This window comes from Vibrio sp. 1167 (genome assembly GCF_033340375.1).
GTDB classification, from domain to species: Bacteria; Pseudomonadota; Gammaproteobacteria; order Enterobacterales; family Vibrionaceae; genus Vibrio; species Vibrio alginolyticus.
On sequence record NZ_JAWOWK010000003.1, the window covers coordinates 148,676 to 168,227 of the forward strand.

Below are 19,552 nucleotides of genomic sequence, written 5' to 3' on the forward strand. Positions count from 1 at the left end.
ATGTCTAAACATCAGGAGTACTTGGCCAAAAGGCAGCTAAAAAGAGGCACCGCAGGTTGGATTTTACTTGCGGGCTTAGGTGTCTCGTATGTTATATCTGGTGACTTCGCCGGTTGGAACTTTGGCATCGCTCAAGCAGGATGGGGAGGCTTTCTTATTGCTGCTATCGCGATGGCAGTAATGTATTTCACGCTAGTATTGTCTTTAGCTGAAATGTCTGCGGCTATTCCTGCTGCGGGTGGTGGTTACAGCTTCGCAAGACAGGCGATGGGGCCGACAGGCGGCTTTTTCACTGGCTTATCAGTTTTGATTGAATATGCGCTCGCGCCTGCTGCGATAGTGATTTTTATTGGCTCAGCAGTGAATGAATTGGTTGGTATCGATGGCCCTGTTGTTTACGCACTTTTCTACGCCGTCTTTATCGCTGTTCATATGGCAGGGGTTGGCGAAGCTCTCAAAGTAATGATGGTCATCAGCGGTTTGGCTGTGCTAGCTATTCTCATTACTGCTGCTGTGCTTATTGGTCACTTTGACGTTAATAACTTATTCGATATTGCTCCGGCGACGGCTCAGGCAACAGAAATCTTGCCGTTTGGGTGGTATGGCGTATGGGCTGCGTTGCCATTTGCAATGTGGTTGTTTCTTGCGGTTGAAGGTGTGCCTTTAGCGGCAGAGGAGGCAAAAAATCCGGCAAAAGATGTTCCCAAAGGCATCATTGGTGCGATGCTGTTTTTATTGCTAACCGCAACTCTCGTAGTCGTCCTTTTGGCTGGTGCGGTTGGCTCAAAGGTCATAGGCGATAGCGCGGTGCCATTAGTTGACGCCCTAAAGCTTACGGGCAACTCAACGGTAGCAATGGCCGTGAACTTACTTGGATTGGCTGGCCTTATCGCTTCTTTCTTTTCAATCATTTATGGTTACAGTCGCTTGGTGTTTGCGCTTTCCCGCGCGGGTTATTTACCGCAAACTTTGTCATTAACCAGTGACAAAAAAGTGCCTTCTCGTGCGCTTTTGGTTCCGGGCGTTTTTGGGTTCTTGGTTTCACTTACGGGTGAGGGGGACTTAATCTTGGCGATGGCTGTTGTCGGTGCGACTGTATCGTACGCATTAATGTCCTTGAGCCATATTTTATTGCGAATTAAACAGCCTGAATTAACTCGTCCATATAAAACGCCTGGTGGGATAATTACGTCGAGTATTTCTCTGGTGCTTTCTTTGATCGCAATGACAGGTGTTTATGCTTTTGATCCCTCGGCCTTTTTCATGACAATGGGATTGTTTCTGATCGGTGGTGTTTATTATGGGTTATACAGCCGCAACAAATTGGTGGCAGCAACCGCCGAGGAAGAGTTTGCCATGCTGTCTGTAGCAGAGCTAGAGCTTGAATCAGATGTCGTACGATAGTCACTTTGATTCTTTTTATTCAGCATATTAAGGGAGCCATAGGCTCCCTTTGTCATTTCTATCAAAAGTGCATAGCGCACAAATGCATCACTTTAACTTTATAAGTGTTTAATCATGTGAAAGTCTAGTCTGGATAACGATGGCGCAGATCCATCACAGGTAAAGGTTAAGTTTTCAAGGAAAGATCATGATAAACAAGGTATTTAATACACTTTTGGGAACAGAGTTACCGATTATTCAAGCGCCAATGGCCGGTGTGCAAGACAGCCAAATGACCATCGCCGTCATTAATGTTGGCGGGCTTGGCTCGTTACCTTGTGGAATGCTGAACAAAGACGCCATCGTAAAAGAACTTCAACTTATCAAGCAGGCAACTAACCGACCGTTTAACCTCAATTTCTTTTGCCATGAAATGCCGGAGTATGACGCCAACAAGCACGAAAAGTGGCAAAAAACGCTGCAACCGTATTTTTCCGAGGTTGATGCAACCGTTCAGGCTCAGCCAAACGCTCTGACAAGGATGCCTTTCAATCATGATATTGCTGACGCGATTGAACCATTTGCACCGCCAGTGATCAGTTTCCACTTTGGTTTGCCAGATGATGATCTGTTAGCTCGAATTAGAGGGTGGGGAGGGAAGATCCTTTCGTCAGCGACTACGGTGGACGAGGCACTTTGGCTAGAAGCAAAAGGCGTTGACGGCATTATCGCCCAAGGCTTGGAGGCTGGTGGACACAGAGGTATGTTTTTATCGGATGATTTAACTACTCAATTAAGTTTGATGGCGTTATTACCACAAATCGCCAAACGGGTGAATTTGCCTGTTATTGCTGCAGGCGGAATCGCTGATAGAAGTGGGGTGGAAGCCGCGTTGAGATTAGGAGCGAGTGCCGTTCAAGTTGGCAGCGCCTATTTGTTGTGTGATGAGGCGAAAACATCGTCTTTACATCGATATGCCATTGCCAGTGAACGCGCGCAACATACCGCTGTGACCAATGTTTTCTCGGGCCGACCAGCGAGAGGCATTGTGAATCGCGCGATGTCGGAGCTAGGCTACATCAGTGAGTTTGCGCCGAAATTCCCATACGCCTCCATTGAAATGGCTCAACTAAGAGCGCTTATGGAAAAGCAAAACCGAGATGAATTCACACCGTTGTGGTGCGGACAAAACTCGTCGGGTTGTAAGGAAATATCGGCGGCAGAAATGACATTGTCATTAGTGGAAGGCATCGATTTAAACTGATATGCATCTTGCCTTTTAAAGCGATGCCGACTGAACGGTTACGAGTTATCCCTGTATTTATGTAGTAAATCTAATGGGATGTGACAGTAATCATTCGGAAAGTTTGTGAGTCTGTCTTGGTGCTCATCATCACTTGGCACATAATTTGTGAGTGGCAGTACTTCTACGGCGATCTTGTCGGCGTCCGGTCGTGCTGCGATAAACGCTTTCGCGATGGTGAGATGCTGTTCGTTTTGGCTATAAACACCAGTACGGTACTTCTCACCTACGTCTTCACCTTGCTTGTTAACGCTGTAAGGGTCGATTATCTCAAACAAATACCCCATTAAAGTTTCAACCGAAACTTGCTCAGGGTCGAACTGGGTTTTCACGCACTCTGCGTAGCCATCGTATTCGGATTGAGTGTTATCCGTTGTGCCATTTGCTCGCCCGGCTTCTGTGTTGATTACGCCCGGAAGGTGGCGCATAAATTCTTGCACGCCCCAAAGGCAGCCGCCTGCGAAGTAAATTTCTTCCATTACTTTTATCCTAGTCTCTATCGTTGTTGGGATGTAGGGAGTTAACCCCTCTTCTTCCATCCCATTTTCGTTGCCCTATTATCTGTTGATGGGAGCGATATTCGCAAGGTACAGCTTGGCTAATCAGACCACGCGTTTTTTCCTTTTTACTTTCAAGTTCTTTTCATATGAAACATCAGGTGAGTATACTGTAAGCTCATCAATAAGGAGCGAACCTGTGAACCCAAGACAAAATGAAATCCTGCAATTAGTGAACGACCGTAAACGCGTTCAAGTCACAGAGCTTTCTGACATCATTGGCGTGTCGGGTGTGACCATCAGACAGGATTTGAACTTTCTGGAGCAACAGGGCTACCTAAAGCGCGTTCACGGCGCAGCTACCGCGTTGCAAAGTGATGACATTGATGCCCGCCTAGAAGTACGTATCGATATTAAACAATCGCTCGCAAACCAAGCTGCGGATTTGGTCGCACCGAATGAGACAGTGCTGATTGAAGGAGGCAGTGCCAATGCGTTGTTGGCTCGGACATTGGCTGAGCGCGGCGATGTGACCATCATTACGCCATCGGCGTATATCGCCCATCTCATCCGTAACACTTCTGCCAACATTATCTTGCTTGGTGGCGTGTATCAGCACCAAGGCGAGAGCTTGGTCGGACCGCTGACTAAGTTGTGTATTGAGAACATTCATTTCAGCACGGCCTTCTTGGGTATTGACGGCTTCCATCAAGACACTGGCTTTACTAGCCGCGACATGATGCGCGCTGAGATCGCAGAAACCATCATTGCGAAAAAAAGGCGCAATATTGTTCTAACGGATTCTAGTAAATTTGGGCAAATTTATCCCTCATCAATTGGTAAGACTGACGAAATATCAGTGCTGCTGACTGACAAAGCCGCTCCGAAAAGCGACCTTGAGAAAATCAAAAAGCGAGGTGTGGAAGTTATATTAGGCTGATTAAGCCACGCTTCGTTTTCGCTTCGCGAGCATTGCTGTTGGGGAGAAACCGGTGACTAGCATAGTGCCGCTAAGCACTAGAATTGTTCCTATGATGGTGTTAGAGCCGACGGGCTCATCTAGCACCAAGTAGCCCCATAAGATACCAAAAACAGGAACAAGAAAAGTGACAGTCAGTGCTGACGCTGGGCCGATATCAGAAACTAAGCGGAAATAGAGCAAATAAGCGAACCCTGTACATACAACGCCGAGCGTGACAACAGAGCTCCATTCGAAATGACTTGGTTCTGCACGCATTGGTAAGAATGGTAGCAGCGGCAGTACCCAAATAACCGCCGCCCACATGCTGCCGTGAGCATTGTCAAAAGCTGGTACTTGTGGCGCATTTTTAGTGTAGTTGGTAGCAATGCCATAGCTGAAAGAAGCCATCAAACTGGCGGCAATAGGGAGCATGGCTTCTTCACCTATGGTTGAAGTATCTAAGCCGACCAAGACTGCAACGCCTCCAATGCCTATTAGCATACCGAGAACAGATTTCGCTGTGAGTGGGCTGCGGTACCAAACAAAGCCAACTAGTGCTCCCCATATTGGGGCGGTTGAGTTCAATATTGCTAAAGTTGATGCATTCAGTGTCTGGGCTGCGTACGCAAAGAGTAAAAATGGAACTGCGCTATTGAATAAGCCAATAATAAAGAAGTGTTTAGTATGCGCAGTTAACGTGAGTTTCTTCTTCAAATATACGGCGATCAATAACAAAGCGACGGCGGCAAATGTAACTCGAAATTCGATTAAGTAAGCCGGCCCGAATGTGTTGGCGGCGACTCGCATAAACAGAAACGAGCCACCCCAAATAGCAGCGAGGCAGAGTAAGCGAAAAAAACTGACGGCAGTCATTTGACATCCTTGGTCGAGGTCTAGCGCCTCATCGATTAATTGTTGCGCTAACAGTGAATTAAACCAAGGATGAGGTCAACCAGAAATGTAATGCCAGTTCCGGATCTGGCTAGCTTGGGCTCACGTTGATGGTGTGTTGTTGATTTGTGATCACTTAATGGCTCTCTGACCATACTGCGAATTCATTTCCACTCGGTTCAGTGAAGTGGAATCGACAGCCGCCGGGGAATTCGAAAATAGGGCGGATAATTTTTCCACCATGCTGCTCTACTTTTGTCTGAGTGGCCTGAATGTCTGAGCTATAAAATACTAAAAGTGCGCCACCATTTGCGGTTTGGTTTATAAACTCAGATTTGAAGAATCCGCCATCCAACCCTTGTCCTGAAAATGCAGAATATTCTGGACCATAATCGGTAAAGCTCCAGTCAAAAGCACGCTCAAAAAATTGTTTGGTCGCACTGACATTAGTGGAACCAAATTCAACGTAATTCAATTTTTCATGTTGATGCATGGTGAAATCCTTCTCGGTTACTATCGTTTCTAAGCGAACTTTTCTACGATGATGTCGTCCGCTTTTTCGACAAATAATGCGCCATTATCTCTGAGTTCTGTCAGCACATTCTCTACATTATCAGGCAGCACCGCACGAGTTGAAGCAAGATTAACTACCACATTGTAGCCAAGTTCCAGCGCTTGCATGACGGATTTTTTCACACAAAAGTCTAAGGCAAGGCCACCGATAACTAAGGTATCAATCCCGTTGAACTTTAGAAATTCATGCGCGCCTGTCGTTTTGGTGTCGGCAATATCATGGAAAAAAATACCGTAAGGGTGCGCGTCAGGATCCATACCTTTATTAACTTGAAAATCATAGTCCAACACGGGTGGTAAGCCATCTAGCAGCTCAGAACCTGTTGTGCCAAGCACACAGTGACGGTTCCACTTTATATCCACATTCGGTAAACCAACGGGCTCAAGCATATTGGCTGGCGATTCTGCATCCCATTTTGCTTTCGGTGGGTGCAAGTCACGACTGACCAGTTTTAATCGGCCTTTGGCATGATTGTTCAAAAGCTCCGGTACGATTTCCAACGCACCTGCAACGGGCAGTTCATCTGGACATAACTCACTAAAGCCTTTCTCTGGATCAACGTCGATCACTGCTGTAGTTTGATAGTTTACTCGAACAGTCATGGCAGACTCCTTGTCTGTCTGATTGTCTGCGTTTATCCACGCAAACAGTTTTGAAAAAAGGTTACTTCGTCGCTAGTCAGCGTATATACCATTGCGGGTTTTCCACCTTTGCCTTTGTTGGTTGAAGCGACTTTATTAGTGGGTTTTAGTACGCCTGAATCTATCAAGCGGCGCTTAATCGTCATTCGGCTGATATCAATACCAAACTCTTGATAAGCAGAAATGATGTCCGCAACCAAAAACTCTTTGTCTAATGCAAACAAAAGAACCGATGTGTATTCAATGGATGCACGAAGCTTTTGCCACGCTTTTTCAATGGTTTTTTGATGATCAAATGCGAGGGTTTCTTCTCCATTGAGAATAGCCTGTAGCGAAAACCATTTAAGTTGGCATTCCGGTACACCTGCATTATTTATTTGCTCTACATTGTTACGATCAACTAAGGCGTAGTGCGTAATGTTTAAGCTCCAGTCTTCTGGATCGCGCTTTGGATCACCGTCGATAAATGCTTCGCTAAAATGGCGAGGGTAGGTATGGATTTTCTCACGGCAAATTCGGCGACGCGCCGCTTCAAAGTTTTCATCGGCCGGGCGTCCGCCTTCACTGGTTAAGTCTTTATCAAAGACAAATCCGCCCGGTAGTGCCCAGACTCCATGGTATGGCCGATTTGGATTTGAACGTTTAATCAACAACACTTCCAATCCCTTATCGGCACAGCCAGATAGCCTGAATGGAATAATGTCGACAGATACGATCATGGTTGGGTCCTAATATTGATTTGTAAGTAATCTAGCGCATAACAAGTGGTCAATCAATGGGTAAGTAACGAGTTGTTAGAAACGTTTTCGGTAGTGTTCTTAATACGGTTTGAGCATAAATTTACGGATGACTCTGACTTATTCACAATGCTTGTTCGAATTCTAGACAAAAAAACCTTATAAAAATGAGTGGTTAGTAACAAAAGTTGACAAACTATAGATGGGTGTTTATTGTTTACGCAAATTAGTTAGTAACAAAAAGTTATATACCCAGGAAGGGCATGTAGAAGGGCACCTAATGACCACCAAACTATTTTCTTCCCGCATCATTCAAAGCGCTTTGGATTTCGATGTCTACAAAGTCAATATGATGAGTGCTGTAACAGCGCTTTACCCTGATGCGATGGTGTCATATAAGTTTATCGTGCGCAGTGAGGAAGACCTTTCTGAGCTTTTGCCTGAGGTAAAAGCCGAAGTCCTTAAACTGCAAGATATTCAATTTACGCAAGAAGAAATTGAATATATTAAGCGTGTCGCGCCTTACCTGAATCCTGACTTTGTTGATGCACTGCGCCATTTCCGTTTCAACCCACAAAGCGATGTCTCTTTCCATAACAAAGCCATGGCTGATGGCTCAAGCCAGTTAAGAATTACTATTAACGGTTTGTGGCGAGATACCATCTTGTACGAAACGATCATCATGAGCATCGTGTCTGAAGTTCGTAGCCGTCAGCGTTGGTCAGATATCCCTGTTGTGCAATTTACCACTGTTTTAGAAGAGAAAGTTCGGCACCTAAAGTCGGAACTAAAACGTCGTAACATCACTAACTTTAAATTTTCTGACATGTCGACGCGTCGACGTTTTTCCTTCCAAGCTCAGCGCACTATGCTGGAATATTTGTGCCAGGAAGTGCCGGAATGTTTGACAGGAACAAGCAACTATCACTTAGCAAAAGAGCTAAACTTGACGCCTATCGGCACCGTTGCTCATGAATGGTTTATGGGACACCAAGCTCTGGTGAATGTGCGAGATTCGCAAAAAGTGGCGTTGCAACGTTGGCAAAAAATGTTTGATGGTGCACTAGGTATTGCGTTAACCGATACGATTGGTATCGATGCTTTCCTTAAAGACTTTGATGAAGAACTAAGTAACGCATACTTCGGTGTACGTCACGATAGTGGTTGCCCTTATAGCTGGGGTGAAAAAATGATTGCACACTACCAGTCGCTGAATATAGACCCATTAACAAAAACACTGGTGTTTACCGACGGACTTAACTTCGAACAAGCGTTAGATATTTGCGAGTATTTCCAAGGACGTATTCAGGTGAGTTTTGGTATCGGTACTTTTCTTGCCAATGATATGGGTGATTATGTCAATAAAGATGGTGAAGCCTACCAGCCACTTTCTATCGTGATAAAAATGGTCACGTGCAATGGTTCACCGGTCGCCAAAATCAGTGACGAACCTGAGAAAGCCATGTGTGAAGATATCTTCTTTTTGATGAATCTCAAGCGCCGCTTTGAACAACCTCTTGATTTAAATGAGTGTCGTAAAATGATTGATCGTTTAGAAACTGAAGGTCAAAATTATCTCATTGACGCGTAGGCGTTATCCTCTCTCCATGATAAGCACCCTCTATCGTTACGACAAATTTATATAGGTAAACGTGGAGGGTGATTTCGTTATAGTAATATACAGAAGTAACCAGATACAGCGCAGGAAAGCACTCAAAAGTTGATGTGTTATCTGCCTTTGATTGGTGTAAATCGATACGTTACAGCATCGTGGACGGTGTATCTCATCCGACACTAAACTCAGTCTAATCACGTCGTTTATTCCCACGTACCATGAGCTCACTCGGGTATAGACGTCTATCTGCTTTTATGACTTTGGGCTTCACGTAGTTGCTTGAATCAGGAGTCAAAATGAACCTAGTAGTACATTTGCAAAAGAAAGCGATCCGAAAATATGGCTATGAGATGGCCACTCGTCAAGCATGGAAATGTGGCATCAAGGCAAATCTTGTTAAGCGCGTGATCGGCCTTTTTAAAGGACAAATTGTTTGTGTGGTTGAAGGTTGCCGAGCAGAGTTTTCTTCTCCTCTTAATAACCCCCTTCACGAAGATGACAAGCAGGGGCGATATGTGTTTGTTGGCGGTGTATGCTGGGAACCAAATAACATTATAGCGCCTGGTTTCCCTGATTTTATGTTTATGCACGTGCGTAATCTAAGCCACCGTCATAAGTATTTAACGGATGACGAACTATTTTTGAGCTTGGCTTAAAAATAAATCTCATAGACTAGTCCAGCCCAATCATAATCAGTAGTGATACAGTTTTAGCTCTGTTGACATTCTGCTGAGTGTTTCTTGACGTACCTCTTATAAAACAGTGTTTCTTTACTTGTTAATAACAGAGGGTTTGTTTTCGTCTGATGTGATTTCCCTTTTGCGATTTACCATAACGCTCATCAAAGCAAACCATACTGGGATGTAAATCATGAATATGAAATCTATCGCAATTGCAACGGCAGTTGTTGCTGTACTAGCAGGCTGTAAAGACAAAACGCCACCAGCTCCAACTCAAGCAAACATTACTTTGGTTGAAGCGGTGACTGAAACGGTGAAAAAGCCGCACCAAGTATGTAAAGACGTGGTAGTAACCGAGCAAGTTGCCCCTGCGGATGACAATAAAATTATTGGTACGGTTGGTGGCGCAGCAGCTGGAGCAGCGCTGGGCAACCAAATCGGTGGTGGCTCAGGTAAAGTGATTGCAACTGCAGCTGGTACGATTGCTGGTGCACTGACAGGTCGTAAGATCCAGGAGAATGTGCAAAAAGGTGATGTAGTAACAACGACGAAAAAACAGTGTCATACAGAATATACGACATCTGATAAAGTAGTGGGTTACGACGTCACTTACGAAGTTTCAGGTGCACCAACGACGGTTCGTTTGGCGAGCAAGCCAGCGACAAAAACGTTCCCAATTCAAGATGGTAACGTTGTTCTACCACAATAGTTAGCGACTTAACCGAAGCGATTAACAAGCCCTTTTATCTTTGAGATGAAAGGGCTTTTTCACATAAGCGGCGTTTTCATCTGTTTTCCCATTGGAATGTGCGGCCAGAAATACCCGTTAATTTCCGCGTTCGATACAATCACTTTTCTTAAAGTACGAACGGAAAAAACATGGAAGATTTTTACCTGACCGAGCACGGTCTGGCTGGTTATTTCGAAGCGCAATGGTTCGACAAGTTCATTGAGGATCAACAGATTGAGATGATAACCAGTCGCTCAAAACAAGTCCCACTTTCTTTTTTGTCATCACCTCACTGCTCCCAAGTTGCTGATTTTATTGCGCAGGCGGTAATCGAAAGCAGCGTTCAGCCGTATTCCCTACTTGAGGTTGGGGCGGCGCTGGGAAGAAATTATTATGAGTTAGTGCAACGCTTACCTAACCTTAAAGAAGCGACGCTTGTGGAGCCTTCAAATAGGTTAATGGATGGCTTGAAGCAACTATTAATAGAAGAACAACGCGTCGAGCTTACTTACCTTCACGATGTGAACACCTTAAACACTTTAGAGGTAGAGAATAGAGATATCGTACAGAAATGTGCTCATGTTGATTTGACGCTAATTAACCAGCCTTTTGAGCTCGATACTCTCCAATCTCGCTTTGATTTAGTCGTATGTTTAAATGTGATTGATCAATGTGAGTCGCCACTTAGCGTGATCAATGCTCTAAAAAAAACCACCAAGGTGGGTGGGCTGATCGTTGTCTCTTGCACTTATCAGTGGAACGCGAAACACATCAAAAATAAAGAAGAGGCGGTTGATGATATCAAAGAATACTTTGCTGAAGGCTGGCGTCTAGTGTCGGAAGCCGAGCATGAATATCGCATCCGGTTTAATGATCGCTTTGCAAGGCAGTTTTTATCTCACGTAGTCGCTTACGTAAAAACCGATTAGAGCCACATAAAAAAACCGAGCACTTACGGCTCGGTTTTTTAGTCTTTGGGTTAGAGCACAACTTTAAGTAACGTGCGCTTCTTGTTGCTCTTGCAACTTTTTCTTACGACGTTCTCGTTTAGAAAGCCAAACCAGAGGCACAACAATCATAATGGTTCCTATTGCCATAAATATATCTGGCACTTCTCCAAACCAAATCAATCCCACAAACACGGCACCAATTAAGCCACTGTATTCAGCGCTGGCAATTTTGTTGCTATCGATCGAGCGGTAAGCGATGACACATGTTGCTGCATAAATCATGATGAACAGACTTGAGCCAGCAGCAACAGGGAAAGCACTCCAGTCCCAAGGTTCTGCTTCGATCAGAACAAGCAAGAAGGCTACTGGAATACCTGCCAAGTTTGTCATCAATAATGTTTGCATCACAGACTGATTTTTTGGCAGTTTTCGAATGAGCAAGTTATTGATTGCTAAAGTAATTGCAACAACTAAAGCTGAAATCGCTGCCCAATCGATTTGGTCTGGACGAATGATGACCAATACACCGGCAAAGCCCATTATCGCTGCGGCGACCGATTGTTTAGATAGCTGTTCGCCAAAAAAGATAGCTGCAAGCGGCAACATGATCAATGGCGCGGCGTAAAAGATCGCGTTCGCAGTTGCGAGCGGTAAAGATGAGATCGCCAAAACCATGAATATTGCGCCAAGTAACCATACGTGAGCGCGAACAGCATGCCACTTAAACCCTTCAAGAAAAGGCGCATTTTTTGTTAGCAAGTAGACTGGCAGCAGGAAAAGCACCGCTGAAATTTGTCGGAAAAAGACAAATTGAAAAATAGGCACTTCATTTCCGACACTTTTAATTAAAGAGTCCGAAAGCACCGCAATGAGATTTCCAACAATTAATAGCAGCATCGCTGCTCCGACCGATGTAACTTTCACTTTTTCCTCTCCTCTTTCTTTGCCAAAGAGTAGGTGATGTCATAGGATGAAGTGAAGTGATATTTATTAGTTTAAGTATGAGATTTTTAGATAATGAAATTGCCACCACTCAGAGCGGTTCACTGTTTTGAATCTGTTGCCAGAAACTCTAGCTTTTCGCTTGCTGCTGAAGAACTCAATGTGACGCAAAGTGCCGTTAGTCACCAGATACGACTATTAGAAGATTATTTGGGTGAATCATTATTTATCCGTCAAGGCAGAAAGCTCTCTTTGTCCGATACGGGCACCCGCTATTTAGAGGATATTAGCCCAGCAATTAGCTCAATTGCGATGGCCAGCCAAAAGGTGCGAGAAGGGGACAAAGGCAGCATACGGTTGGCGATTTATAGCTCGCTTGCCGTAAAGTGGCTTATTCCTCGTTTGTCTGATTTTAAGCGCTTACATCCAGAAATCGATCTGACACTCAATATGGTCGTTGGTGATCCTGAACAGACAGACAGCGTTGGCGATTGTTTTATCACGGTAGAAAAGCCAAAGCGAAACTACATGTCGGTAAAGTTATACGCGGAGACGCTGTATCCGGTCTGCAGCCATAAAATTTGGAAAGAGTTGCAAGATCAACCGATTCCAGAAGCGCTTTGGCGATACCCTATTTTGTCGACAGACTCAATTTATCGTGAGAGAGGAAAAGACTGGGCTGAGTGGTGCAGAGCGGGCGGTTACACCTTGCCGAAAGATGTCGATGTTCAACATTTTAGTCATATGTTGTTGGCAATAGAGGCGGCGCGTTATGACCAAGGCATCGCATTTGCGAATGATTTTATGCTCAATGAAAGAGATAAAGCGCACGATTTGGTGTACATCCCTTCTCATGGATTGGAAACCGGCGACAGCTTTTATTTTATTCATAAAAAGAGTCGAGCCAAGCAAGCGGAAATCATCAAACTCACTAACTGGTTGAAGCAGCAATGCTTGTGAAATGACTAAATTGTCAAAATTAAGAAAGAAAGTGGCAAAGTTGTGTCTAAATATTTCATGTTTTATTGAGTTTTTATTCATTAACATCCACTTGGTTTTGAAACCAAGTGAAATGGATAGCATGGCATGCTTAAGGATGGGCAAAACACAACCTCAATAATTAACAGGCAGTGAAATACAATGTTTAAAAAAACATGGCTAATGACAGCCCTTCTAGCAACATGTTCTGTTGCAAACGCAGCTCCTTACGTTGGTGCATCTGTAGGTCAAGCATCGTTTGGTGATGTTAATGGCTCTATCAATGGTGGTGGTACTAACGCTAGCACTAAACTTAAACTTGAAGATGACTCAAGCCTTTCAGGCAAAGTATTCGGTGGTTACAAATTCAACGAATACATTTCTCTAGAAGCAGCCATTGGTGGCTACGATGCTTTAGACGGCAAAGTTGTTACTGTTGGTGATATGAAGTATCTATCGATTCAGCCAAAAGCGACTCTACCGATTGGCGATCGTTTCAACCTTTTTGCTAAAGCTGGTCTTTCTTACTTCAATGCTGAATTCAAAATTAGCAACTCTGTGATTGACGGTAGCGCAGGCCATACCACCATTTCTGACAGCACTGTAACAGGCATGTACGGTTTAGGCGCAGAGTTCGCTATTACTGAAAACTTTGCTCTACAAGTTGAATGGGAATACATGATGCCTGAGCTAGACATTGCGAAATTTGGCAATGAAAAAGTAACGGTTGATGCAGACATCAATGTGTTCTCTGTAGGTATGAGCTACCGTTTCTAAGAATACTTATTCAAGTTACCTCTTGGCTTAGTAAACGTTTTTGACTTCTGTTGGTCGAGCTGAGTCCAAGCTTTGAATTTGTTTAGATATAGCACAGGAAGTTTAGTTGCTAAGCGTCCTGTGCTATTTTTTTGCTTTGGAATAACTCTTAGGAATCTTTGTGAACGATGTCAATCTTAGGTATCTGGATCTACTGTTAAAGCACTTTGAACCTCACCAGTATCACCTTGTTACGCTTTCTGAGCTAGAAGCGGTGATTTGCACGTCGAGGCGCAATGTTTCTATTGTGATGAAAAAGCTTGCCACTTACGATTGGGTCGATTGGCAACCTGCGATTGGCCGAAGTAACGCTAGCCGTCTCAGTATTAATATTTCCCTCCAACAAGCGATGACCGAGTTTTTGGTTGAGGAGCTTGGCAGAGGAAGAATGAACTCAATAACGAAACTTATTGATTGGTTCGGTCAAACCGCGGTTAGAGCACTAACTATCGCTTCTGAAAAAGTGAATCGATTGAATGAATCAAATAACGCTATTTTGATTTCTTCTTACCCTTGGGTATCCAAAATCGACCCTGCGAATACTTACCGTCACACTGAATTACACGTCGCGAAAAGCGTTTATGACGTATTGCTGACCCAAAATTCCAATGGTGGTATCGAGCCATCGTTAGCACACGAATGGAAAATGGAAGGCAAGGTAATGACGTTATGGTTGCGGCCAGGCATATATCGCCATGATGGCGAGCCCCTTAACATACAGGATGTGGTTTGGAGTATAGAAAGACTTAGGGAGATAAAAGGACCAGTTCACGAGCTCTGGCAGTGTATTGATAGCGTGGTTGCAGAAACATCTAACTGCTTAAAAATTATATTGAAGTATCCGAACAAGTTGTTTCCATACATGCTAGCAACTCCTCATGCGTCTATTCTGTGTCGAGATGTCGTCTCTTTCGGTTCTAGTTATTCCTACCACATAGGGACTGGACCATTTAAAATCAGCGGCTGGAACCAGGAGAGTATGACTCTTGAAGCGCACAAAGAGTATTTTTCAGCACGCGCATTGTTAGATCAAATAACGCTGTCTCATGGTGATGTTAAAACCTTAAATATGTTGAGCTTTAACCAAAGCTCCGATCACGTTGAAGTGGAAAAAATTAGCGCATTTTCATATTTGACCTACCGCGAACGCGTGGAATCCCAACTCACAAAAGAGACTTGGTATCAACTCGCTGATTACATCCATGTGCAAAAGCGAATTTATGATGCGCCAAGTGCCGTTGACAGCATTCAGTTAGAGACTCACGAGCAAGATTTATCAATAACAGATGGTGTTGTGATACCTAAAATGAAAGGTAAAGTGGTATTAGCTGAACCTGTCTGGACGATTCCGAGTTTAATTCGTCATTCCGAATGGTTGCACAGTGTGATTCGTGCAACGGGATTAGAGTTAGAGATCATTGTTATTGATGACATTAGTTTTCCTGAGGTAGTGTCTCACCAAGCAGATTTGCTCTTCATTGAGGAAGTCATGGAAGCACCATTTGAATATGGCATCTTCGAATGGCTGTCGATAGCAACTGGACTGCGTTTTAGTTTTGATCAAAGCCAGATGTTAAGCCATAGAGAAAAGGTTCGCAGGGCGATGGCAGATGATCACTCGCTACAGTCTTTATTAAACCTAGAGAAAGCGCTGCGCGATCAGTACCTATATTTGCCTTTGTTTGTTGGCTACGAAGAAGTGACAAAAACACAGCAAGTGCGAGGTGTGCAGGTGAAGAATACAGACTATAGCGATTTACATAGGTTATGGATTGCTCATTCACACTAGAGTCGGTGTTCAAGATTATGCAAATGTCCAACGCATAAAGCCATCGAAATGATGGCTTTATAAGGGCGTATCGGATTAGAAGTTGTACGACACACTTGCGCCAACAACCCATTGGTTTGCGCTATCAACGATAGAAGAGTCGCTGATACCGCTGCCTAGGCGCGTGTATTGTGTCATTTGGCTTACTTGCCAGTTGTCGTTGATTGGCATAACAAGTTTGTAGCCCACACCATAGCTTACCGTTGAATCACCTTTGTATGCTTTGCGGTTTGCGTTTGCTTCGCGTTGTTTTACACCAAAGTAATAATCTACGTAGTCTTCACTTTGATAAGTTAGGTTAGCAAAAGGAACAAAATCAACACTACCGAATTTCATGATGTGGAAGTAAGTCGCGCCCGCTAAGTAACCTTTGTAAGCACCACTGATATCGTGCTGAAGGTACGTAGAAATGACGTTGTTTTGATCCAGTGTAAAGTCTGCGTTTAAACCTAGATCGACGGCGAAACGGCGTTTATCTGTGCCTTTTAGGCTTTTCGCTGTATCACCGTCGCGCATTACACCGCTACCTACAAGGTAGGCACTCATGTTGATTAACTCATTGGTGTTACCGAAGAAGCGGTAGTTAATGCCACTTAGGTCGGCATTAAAGTCGTCACCATGGTAACCACCGTTGAGAATTGGTGCTGTATTATGCTTTTGATCTTTGAAAAGATCGCTGCCTTGAGCCACACCAGCTTCTACGTTCCAACCGCCTTCGTTGTTGTAGATGTTACCGTTACGAATGTAAGTATCGCCAGCGAAAGCTGAGCCAGCAGCTGTCAAAGTAAGTAGTGCAATTAATGTTTTTTTCATCATTTTTCCGAGTTGTTCTGTTTTGTTTTGAACACTGTACAAAATGATGTTGTAAGCATCTATCGGCAAAGCGTATGGAAATGTAATGAACAATCAGGGTAAGAAGCAGAATGTTGCTTCAGAATAGAAAGGTTGCTGGAATAGCTTTCGTTAAAATAACGAAAAATCCGAGCTGGGGTGGCTCGGATTTGGGGTATTTATCAGGTATTGATACTAACTTCTTACTGTTTCGTTAAGTTGTATAGTGGTGCTAGGTCACCCGTTACTTTTTCGCCATTCATGTCTAGCTTCATAAGTACGTTTTCACCAACAAAGTATTGGTTTGGTGCATCTTCATTTGTCAACGTTACGATGCTGCCATTTGCGTCCCAAGTGAATTGACCTTCAGATTTTGATTGACCGTCTTCTTTGTCTTGGTAGCTTTCTTCAAGTACGTAAGTGCCATCTTGATTTAGTGTGATGGTCATATCGATACCAGCACAATCCGCGCAAGGTAGTGTTCCTTTGTAGGTGCCGTTCCAGTCCAGAGCACTTTGTGCGTTGTGTTCAGAGTCTACAAATGTCTCTTCAGTAATTACCTGTTCTTCTTCTACTGGTAACGTGTCAATTGTCTCAGTCGTAACGTCTGCACTGGTGGTGACTTCAGTTTCCGTTGCCTGAGGTACTTCAACTGCGCTTGTTTCGGCAGGTTTCTCATCTTGACAGCCTGCAAGAATGATTACCGCGCCTGTTAGTGCCAACATTGTCTTTTTCATTTTATCCCTCTTTAAATCAAGATTTTGTATGAGAGTAATAGTAGACATTTATCGAGGATTTGCGTCATCAAAAAGCAATAGAATGATCTAACTATGTCAATAAAACCGGATATGAGCATGAAATTGTCAGGAAAATCAGAACAATGTAAATGTTGCTTGGGATATCAAGCTTGAGCCCACAGATAAATATCTAAAAAGGGGAGTGGGAGTGGGAGTGAGTTAATTGATAACAGCCCACATTGTTGTGAGCTGTATTATCAACATCATCTAAGAAACGTTATTGAAGCTTGAGCGTGAAGTGCCTCGTTTTGTGCTTCGTTGATCAGAAAACAGCTCCGCAATAACCTGACGATTTAATTCGCCTTTCAAATTGCCGTGCTTATCGATGACGGGCAGTGAATATTCACACGACATGACTTCAGTCAGCACTTGCTCAATGGCTAAATGTGGAGAGATGATAGGCACCTCTTCATAGATATCATCACGCCAATCTGATAGGTGAGTTAACTTCGCTGCGTTTAGCAATCCTTGCTGTGTTATCACGCCTTGATAGCCTGCATTGGTCTCATGGTAGGCATAATCACGTTTAACACGTTTCATTTCACTCAGCGCATCTTCAATGGTTTCAGCGCGAACACAGTACGAAGGTGGCTGCATCAGCGTTTCGACCGTCAGTGCTCGCGCTCTATTGACGTCTTTTACAAAGGCTTCAACGTACTCATCGGCAGGATGCAGTAAGATTTCGTCCGGTGAACCTTGTTGGACAAGTTCACCGTCTTTAAGTATCGCGATGCGATCGCCAAGTCGAAGCGCTTCATCTAAATCATGAGTAATGAAAATAATGGTTTTGTGCAGCTTCTGTTGCAGCTCTACCAACTGATCTTGCATTTCGCTCCGAATCAGAGGGTCCAATGCTGAGAAAGCCTCGTCCATCAACAGTATTTCGGCGTCGGTAGCCAGTGCCCGTGCAAGGCCCACACGCTGTTGCTGTCCACCCGATAGTTGAGCAGGATACTGGTGCTCATAACCCGTCAGTCCAACGGTTTCTAACCATTCATTTGCTTTTTCTAAGCGCGCCTCTTTATTTATTCCCTGAACTTCTAAACCATATGCGATGTTGTCGATAACAGTGCGATGAGGCAGCAAGCCAAAGCGTTGGAACACCATAGACATCTTGTGACGGCGAAACTGTTCAAGCTCTTTGTTAGAAAGTTGCATGACATCCACCCCTTCTACCAAAATCTGCCCCATGGTTGGATCGATTAATCGGTTGAAGTGGCGAATCATGGTGGATTTTCCAGAACCGGATAATCCCATAATGACAAAAATTTCACCCTTTTGAATTTGCAGGTTGATGTCTTTTAGTCCGACCGTATGGCCCGTTTCCGCTAAAACCTGCTCTTTACTATGTCCCAACTTAACGCGCTCAATCACGCTATTGGGCTTGGGGCCGAAGATTTTATACAGACCGCTGATTTCGATAAGTGGACTAGTCATGTTTTGAGTCTCCTAAATGAGCTTGAGTGCGTTTCGCATACGCTTGTGAAGCACGATCAAAAAGGATTGCTAGGGCGACAATTGCTAAACCATTGAGAAGACCAAGAGTGAAATATTGATTGGTAATAGACTTTAGAACAGGCTGACCTAAACCTTTTACCCCAATCATTGATGCGATGACCACCATTGACAGTGCCATCATGATCGTTTGGTTAATTCCCGCCATGATGGTTGGCATTGCAAGCGGAAGCTGAACCCCAAAAAGCCGTTGCCGAGTGCTGGCACCAAATGCGGTTGCGGCTTCCAATACTTCTTTATCAACTAGACGAATGCCCAAATTGGTTAAACGAATAACCGGTGGAATCGCGTAGATCACTACTGCGATAAGGCCAGGAATTTTCCCGATGCCCAATAACATCACAACTGGAATGAGATACACAAATGCCGGCATGGTTTGCATGACGTCGAGTAATGGTGTTACCACCGACTGAATGCGATTAGAGCGCGCCATAGCGATGCCGATAGGGATACCAAGTGCGATGGCAAGCATAGTACATACAGTGATGATACTGAGCGTGCGCATAGTGTCTTCCCACATTCCAAAATAGCCAATCAGAATCAGCGAACCAAAACATGCAGCGGCCAGTTTCCAAGAGCGGCTGGCGGCATAAACGAGAGTGGTGCAGACACCTAAAATAATGAACCAAGGTGTAGAAATCAGAAGTTTTTCAAACCAGACAAGAAACGCAAGGAGCGGATCAAACAGAGACTCAATGAGTTCACCATACTCGCGAGAGAAATCTCTATAGGCGCCGTCGAGTGTTTTGCGAATCGCCCTGAGATCAGAGGCATCCATTTCCGGGAATTCGCTGAGCCAATTTGAGTCAGACATATGTACTTCCTTTTTCTGATATACCTAAGCGCTCTCAAGAAACTTAATTTGGCAAGAAGAGTAGGGCAC

At 44.2% G+C, this 19,552-nt stretch carries 20 protein-coding genes; 10 read left to right on the plus strand and 10 right to left on the minus strand.

The window, feature by feature from the left end:
* Complete coding sequence (gene eat, locus R7Z78_RS07465) at positions 1-1,404, plus strand: ethanolamine permease (protein ID WP_104976284.1); 1,404 nt, start codon at positions 1-3, stop codon at positions 1,402-1,404.
* A 187-nt stretch (positions 1,405-1,591) separates the two neighbouring features.
* Complete coding sequence (locus R7Z78_RS07470) at positions 1,592-2,647, plus strand: NAD(P)H-dependent flavin oxidoreductase (protein WP_104976283.1); 1,056 nt, start codon at positions 1,592-1,594, stop codon at positions 2,645-2,647.
* Positions 2,648-2,685: 38 nt separating this feature from the next.
* On the opposite strand, the gene R7Z78_RS07475 is transcribed toward R7Z78_RS07470, so the two are convergent.
* Positions 2,686-3,165 (minus strand): peptide-methionine (S)-S-oxide reductase, encoded by a 480-nt coding sequence (locus R7Z78_RS07475; protein WP_054701515.1) that lies wholly within the window; start codon positions 3,163-3,165, stop codon positions 2,686-2,688.
* A 217-nt stretch (positions 3,166-3,382) separates the two neighbouring features.
* On the opposite strand from R7Z78_RS07475, the gene R7Z78_RS07480 reads away from it, so the two are divergent.
* A complete protein-coding gene (locus R7Z78_RS07480) occupies positions 3,383-4,123 on the plus strand; it encodes a DNA-binding transcriptional regulator YciT (protein ID WP_169644385.1) in 741 nt (246 codons plus the stop codon).
* Here R7Z78_RS07480 and R7Z78_RS07485 read toward each other — a convergent pair whose 3' ends face one another.
* From R7Z78_RS07485 to R7Z78_RS07500, 4 genes are all read right to left on the minus strand, one after another.
* Entirely contained in the window at positions 4,124-5,017 is an 894-nt protein-coding gene (locus tag R7Z78_RS07485; RefSeq protein ID WP_005373960.1) for a DMT family transporter, read from the minus strand. It abuts the gene before it with no gap.
* Between the two features lie 154 nt (positions 5,018-5,171).
* Positions 5,172-5,528: a VOC family protein gene (locus tag R7Z78_RS07490; RefSeq protein ID WP_042523322.1), complete on the minus strand. Its 357-nt coding sequence runs from the start codon at positions 5,526-5,528 to the stop codon at positions 5,172-5,174.
* Between the two features lie 29 nt (positions 5,529-5,557).
* Positions 5,558-6,211 (minus strand): isochorismatase family protein, encoded by a 654-nt coding sequence (locus R7Z78_RS07495; protein WP_005389657.1) that lies wholly within the window; start codon positions 6,209-6,211, stop codon positions 5,558-5,560.
* A gap of 32 nt (positions 6,212-6,243) precedes the next feature.
* Complete coding sequence (locus tag R7Z78_RS07500; protein ID WP_005373953.1) at positions 6,244-6,969, minus strand: NUDIX domain-containing protein; 726 nt, start codon at positions 6,967-6,969, stop codon at positions 6,244-6,246.
* Between the two features lie 298 nt (positions 6,970-7,267).
* On the opposite strand from R7Z78_RS07500, the gene pncB reads away from it, so the two are divergent.
* The 4 genes from pncB (at position 7,268) to R7Z78_RS07520 (ending at position 10,941) form a co-directional block, all read left to right on the plus strand.
* Entirely contained in the window at positions 7,268-8,578 is a 1,311-nt protein-coding gene (pncB, locus tag R7Z78_RS07505) for a nicotinate phosphoribosyltransferase (RefSeq protein ID WP_104976600.1), read from the plus strand.
* Between the two features lie 320 nt (positions 8,579-8,898).
* Positions 8,899-9,258 carry a hypothetical protein gene (locus R7Z78_RS07510; protein WP_005373947.1) on the plus strand — a complete coding sequence of 120 codons (360 nt, stop codon included), beginning with the start codon at positions 8,899-8,901 and terminating at the stop codon, positions 9,256-9,258.
* A gap of 214 nt (positions 9,259-9,472) precedes the next feature.
* Positions 9,473-9,991: a glycine zipper 2TM domain-containing protein gene (locus R7Z78_RS07515; protein ID WP_005373945.1), complete on the plus strand. Its 519-nt coding sequence runs from the start codon at positions 9,473-9,475 to the stop codon at positions 9,989-9,991.
* 170 nt (positions 9,992-10,161) lie between these two features.
* Positions 10,162-10,941 carry a methyltransferase domain-containing protein gene (locus R7Z78_RS07520; protein WP_054730619.1) on the plus strand — a complete coding sequence of 260 codons (780 nt, stop codon included), beginning with the start codon at positions 10,162-10,164 and terminating at the stop codon, positions 10,939-10,941.
* Positions 10,942-11,004: 63 nt separating this feature from the next.
* On the opposite strand, the gene R7Z78_RS07525 is transcribed toward R7Z78_RS07520, so the two are convergent.
* On the minus strand, positions 11,005-11,886 hold the full coding sequence (locus tag R7Z78_RS07525) for a DMT family transporter (protein ID WP_005373940.1): 882 nt from the start codon (positions 11,884-11,886) through the stop codon (positions 11,005-11,007).
* Positions 11,887-11,979: 93 nt separating this feature from the next.
* Here R7Z78_RS07525 and R7Z78_RS07530 point away from each other — a divergent pair, with 93 nt between their 5' ends.
* The 3 genes from R7Z78_RS07530 to R7Z78_RS07540 all read left to right on the plus strand — a co-directional run bounded on the left by R7Z78_RS07530 (position 11,980) and on the right by R7Z78_RS07540 (position 15,487).
* Positions 11,980-12,864, plus strand: coding sequence for a LysR family transcriptional regulator (locus tag R7Z78_RS07530; protein ID WP_005387224.1), 885 nt, complete (start codon positions 11,980-11,982; stop codon positions 12,862-12,864).
* Between the two features lie 180 nt (positions 12,865-13,044).
* A complete protein-coding gene (locus R7Z78_RS07535; RefSeq protein WP_005373936.1) occupies positions 13,045-13,659 on the plus strand; it encodes an outer membrane beta-barrel protein in 615 nt (204 codons plus the stop codon).
* A gap of 160 nt (positions 13,660-13,819) precedes the next feature.
* Complete coding sequence (locus tag R7Z78_RS07540; RefSeq protein ID WP_169644387.1) at positions 13,820-15,487, plus strand: ABC transporter substrate-binding protein; 1,668 nt, start codon at positions 13,820-13,822, stop codon at positions 15,485-15,487.
* A 75-nt stretch (positions 15,488-15,562) separates the two neighbouring features.
* On the opposite strand, the gene ompV is transcribed toward R7Z78_RS07540, so the two are convergent.
* The 4 genes from ompV to R7Z78_RS07560 form a co-directional block, all read right to left on the minus strand.
* A complete protein-coding gene (gene ompV / locus R7Z78_RS07545; RefSeq protein ID WP_017635134.1) occupies positions 15,563-16,339 on the minus strand; it encodes an outer membrane protein OmpV in 777 nt (258 codons plus the stop codon).
* A gap of 221 nt (positions 16,340-16,560) precedes the next feature.
* Entirely contained in the window at positions 16,561-17,094 is a 534-nt protein-coding gene (locus tag R7Z78_RS07550) for a copper resistance protein NlpE (RefSeq protein WP_005373930.1), read from the minus strand.
* A 267-nt stretch (positions 17,095-17,361) separates the two neighbouring features.
* A complete protein-coding gene (locus R7Z78_RS07555) occupies positions 17,362-18,591 on the minus strand; it encodes a quaternary amine ABC transporter ATP-binding protein (protein ID WP_025768003.1) in 1,230 nt (409 codons plus the stop codon).
* Entirely contained in the window at positions 18,584-19,483 is a 900-nt protein-coding gene (locus R7Z78_RS07560; protein WP_005373926.1) for an ABC transporter permease, read from the minus strand. The genes R7Z78_RS07555 and R7Z78_RS07560 overlap by 8 nt, the downstream gene beginning before the upstream one ends.
* Between the last annotated feature and the right edge of the window lie 69 nt (positions 19,484-19,552).

Coding starts and splice junctions, on each gene's coding strand:
- R7Z78_RS07535 (WP_005373936.1), top strand. CDS start 13,045: ATGTTTAAAAAAACATGGCTAATGACAGCCCTTCTAGCAACATGTTCT.
- R7Z78_RS07485 (WP_005373960.1), bottom strand. CDS start 5,017: ATGACTGCCGTCAGTTTTTTTCGCTTACTCTGCCTCGCTGCTATTTGG.
- R7Z78_RS07475 (WP_054701515.1), bottom strand. CDS start 3,165: ATGGAAGAAATTTACTTCGCAGGCGGCTGCCTTTGGGGCGTGCAAGAA.
- R7Z78_RS07555 (WP_025768003.1), bottom strand. CDS start 18,591: ATGACTAGTCCACTTATCGAAATCAGCGGTCTGTATAAAATCTTCGGC.
- eat (WP_104976284.1), top strand. CDS start 1: ATGTCTAAACATCAGGAGTACTTGGCCAAAAGGCAGCTAAAAAGAGGC.
- ompV (WP_017635134.1), bottom strand. CDS start 16,339: ATGAAAAAAACATTAATTGCACTACTTACTTTGACAGCTGCTGGCTCA.
- R7Z78_RS07490 (WP_042523322.1), bottom strand. CDS start 5,528: ATGCATCAACATGAAAAATTGAATTACGTTGAATTTGGTTCCACTAAT.
- R7Z78_RS07550 (WP_005373930.1), bottom strand. CDS start 17,094: ATGAAAAAGACAATGTTGGCACTAACAGGCGCGGTAATCATTCTTGCA.
- R7Z78_RS07495 (WP_005389657.1), bottom strand. CDS start 6,211: ATGACTGTTCGAGTAAACTATCAAACTACAGCAGTGATCGACGTTGAT.
- R7Z78_RS07500 (WP_005373953.1), bottom strand. CDS start 6,969: ATGATCGTATCTGTCGACATTATTCCATTCAGGCTATCTGGCTGTGCC.
- pncB (WP_104976600.1), top strand. CDS start 7,268: ATGACCACCAAACTATTTTCTTCCCGCATCATTCAAAGCGCTTTGGAT.
- R7Z78_RS07530 (WP_005387224.1), top strand. CDS start 11,980: ATGAAATTGCCACCACTCAGAGCGGTTCACTGTTTTGAATCTGTTGCC.
- R7Z78_RS07560 (WP_005373926.1), bottom strand. CDS start 19,483: ATGTCTGACTCAAATTGGCTCAGCGAATTCCCGGAAATGGATGCCTCT.
- R7Z78_RS07510 (WP_005373947.1), top strand. CDS start 8,899: ATGAACCTAGTAGTACATTTGCAAAAGAAAGCGATCCGAAAATATGGC.
- R7Z78_RS07520 (WP_054730619.1), top strand. CDS start 10,162: ATGGAAGATTTTTACCTGACCGAGCACGGTCTGGCTGGTTATTTCGAA.
- R7Z78_RS07470 (WP_104976283.1), top strand. CDS start 1,592: ATGATAAACAAGGTATTTAATACACTTTTGGGAACAGAGTTACCGATT.
- R7Z78_RS07515 (WP_005373945.1), top strand. CDS start 9,473: ATGAATATGAAATCTATCGCAATTGCAACGGCAGTTGTTGCTGTACTA.